The organism is Simplicispira sp., from assembly GCF_028687295.1.
Classification (GTDB): domain Bacteria; phylum Pseudomonadota; class Gammaproteobacteria; order Burkholderiales; family Burkholderiaceae_C; genus Simplicispira; species Simplicispira metamorpha.
On the sequence record NZ_JAQUAL010000232.1, the window covers coordinates 1 to 2,800 of the forward strand.

At 60.0% G+C, this 2,800-nt stretch carries 3 protein-coding genes and 1 pseudogene; 1 reads left to right on the plus strand and 3 read right to left on the minus strand.

The genetic code is table 11. From position 1 onward, the window contains the following. From PHX69_RS16000 to PHX69_RS16010, 3 genes and pseudogenes are all read right to left on the minus strand, one after another. A pseudogene (locus PHX69_RS16000) lies at positions 1–654 on the minus strand (glutamine--fructose-6-phosphate transaminase (isomerizing)); the annotation flags it as partial. Positions 655–946: 292 nt separating this feature from the next. Next, a complete protein-coding gene (locus tag PHX69_RS16005; protein ID WP_132750454.1) occupies positions 947–1,387 on the minus strand; it encodes a hypothetical protein in 441 nt (146 codons plus the stop codon). Between the two features lie 113 nt (positions 1,388–1,500). After that, a complete protein-coding gene (locus tag PHX69_RS16010; RefSeq protein WP_288045129.1) occupies positions 1,501–2,544 on the minus strand; it encodes a hypothetical protein in 1,044 nt (347 codons plus the stop codon). Between the two features lie 177 nt (positions 2,545–2,721). Between PHX69_RS16010 and PHX69_RS16015 the strand changes: the two genes are divergently transcribed. After that, positions 2,722–2,800, plus strand: a 79-nt coding sequence (locus tag PHX69_RS16015; RefSeq protein WP_288045131.1) for a DnaJ domain-containing protein, incomplete at its 3' end; no start/stop codon positions are given.

The following is a 2,800-nucleotide window of genomic DNA, read 5'->3' on the forward strand; positions in this document are numbered from 1 at the left end:
CACACCGGCCAGGGCCATGGCGTCGCTGGCCAGAAAGTGCTCTGCGCCGCCCTGGCCCACGCCCAGAATCAGCGGCGATCCCGCGCGCGCGCCGACCACGCGGTGCGGCTCGTTCTGGTGCATGACGCCAATGGCAAAGGCGCCGTGCAGTTGCGCCACCGCCGCCTGCACCGCCTGGAACAAGTCGCCTGCATAGAGGCTATCGACCAGATGGGCGATGACCTCGGTATCGGTCTGGCTGGCAAACGCATAGCCCTGGGCTTGCAGCGCGGTGCGCAGGGCCTCGTAGTTTTCGATGATGCCGTTGTGTACCAGGGCCACGCGGCCCGGTGCGGTGCCCCCGGCACTGGCTTGGGCACCAGGGCCATGGCTGAAATGCGGATGGGCATTGCACTCCAGCGGGGCGCCGTGCGTGGCCCAGCGGGTGTGGGCGATGCCGGTGGCGCCCACAATGGGCGCGGCCTGCACCTGCTCCAGCAGCTCGGCCACGCGCGCCGTGCTGCGCGCGCGCTGCAAGCCGCCGCCAGCGCCCAGGCTGGCGCCATGCACGGCCACGCCGCACGAGTCGTAGCCCCGGTATTCGAGCCGTTGCAGCCCCTGGACAAGAATGGGAACGATGTTGCGCGATGACACTGCGCCGACGATGCCGCACATAAGAAAAGCCTAGTGTGAAAGAAGGCACCATCGTAGGCCCGGCCAGCCCTGAAAACCACAGCGCGCAGGCACCCGGCCACAGAAACCGGTGCGCCGCACCGCCCTGCCACAAGCCAAATTGGCCGCTAGCGCTGATGGAACGTTCGCTAGCAGCTATTAAATCAATAGCAATGAGCCTGGGCCGCCATGCCACCAACGATGGCACCCGCGCAGCCAGGCTATTGCCCGCATGCCGCCGCCCACACCTGGCGCCAGGGCCGTGGCGGAATACGGCAGCGGATGGCGGTGCCGATCAGAACACCTTGTCAAAAATGAAGCGATCACCCGCCGGGTACTGCTTGGCGCAGTTGACGCCGACTTCCTGGCCCAGTGGCGTGCTGGTGGCCGACTGGACAGTGACCAAGGCCGTGGTGGTGGTAAAGGCAATTTGCGCATTGACCTTGCAGTGGTTCAAAAGCAGCTCACCAGAAACATTGGCCACATTACCCGACAGCGAGCCCTGGAGAAGATTCCAGGTATTGAGCTGCCGTGGCCGCAGTCCATTGAACAGCGCCACCGGCACTCCATTCAACAAATCAATGTTGTAAAGCGTGCCAATAAATACATTGCCGTTGGTATGTACCGACAGGTAGGAACCGACTTCGTCCCGCTCCTGAAAAACACCATCATAAGGACTGGCGGCAAAAGCCACACCGCACGCCGAAAGCAAAGCCGAAACGATAATTTTTTTCACGATATACCCTCAAATATTTTTAAATCAGCCAATTCAAATAAAACCCAAATACACCACCTTATAAAACCCCGCCCTGCGATGGGCAATGGCTTTATCAGATTGGCTCGGTAATTTTAGGGGGACAGGCGTTCCAGTGCCTCGCGCACAGCGTCCAGTTGCTCGGGCGTGGCCGACTGCGTGGAAGGCGTCTGGGCCTCGCGCTGCAGCTGCCGCGCCTTGAGCTGGTCTTTGGATTCTGGCGCGCTGGCAGCAGCGGCGCTGGGGCTGCCCAGGCCCGCTGTGCGGGCGGCCACGTTGCCTGCCACGCTGCCGTCGGGGTGCAACACCAGGCCAGAGCCACAGTCGTAATCGGACACCGACGGCGGGCAGTATTCAAACCTGCCAGCAAGGGCCCCCGACGCACTGACATTGAACAAAAAGCTGTCGCGGGCGCCCCTGGGCTCTTTGATGGAGCACAAAAATTCATAGCCCGCCTGGTTAATCACCGCACAGGAGACTTCCTTGTTTTTGCCATCTACCGTTGCCGTCAACTCGTTGTTGAACTGGTTGTAGTTGGCCGACGAGAAAGAAAACGACTCGCTGTAAATGCTGCCCGAATAATCAAAGTGGTAACTGATTGCCACCCGGCCATACAGCTTGGCCAAACCCGTAGGCACCGGGACAGGCGGATTGGGGTTGGTGTTGATATTGGTCACCACAAAACTCTGCTTGGACTCGCTCCAGCTCAGGGTGGCCGTGGCGCCAGGGCTCGGAAAATCCACCACATCCACGGTTCTGGATTTGTTGGTCAGGAACGCCGTGCCACCCGACTGCGTGGTTTTAAAATTCGATTCGCCAAACAAAGCGCCGTTGGCATAGATTTTCAGGTTGTGCGCGCCCCGGCTCAGGTTATTGAAGTTGATCAGCAGTGCAAACCCGGTACTGCTCTTGCCGCAAATGCTGGCAGTATCCATCCGCTCGCTGCCCACGTAGGCAAATCCGATCGATTTCCCATCGACGATGGCCTCGACCCGGGTGGCAGAGCAGTGCCAGCCTGAAATAATCCCAATTCCTGAATCGGTGGCATTATTGGCCGGATTTTCCAGCGCCCCTTGGGCGCAGGCCAGAGCGGGGAGCCAAAGCGCCGCAGCGCCGATTATTTTTTCAAGCTTCGCCATGGAATCATCCTTATCAAAACAGAAATTATTGACTAGAAACAAAAATGCCTCCAGCGCTTTCTGCGCAAGCGCCATAAGCTATCAAAATAATAGCGTTGCAGCACTTGGGCGGCGACACCCTTGCCCCGGACGCCAATTCGCGTAGAGTGCAGGAACCCACCGTCAGGAGGCACCGGCATGGAGTTCAAGGACTACTACCAGATTCTCGGCGTCGCCCGCAGCGCCAGCGCCGACGACATCAAGAAGGCTTACCGCA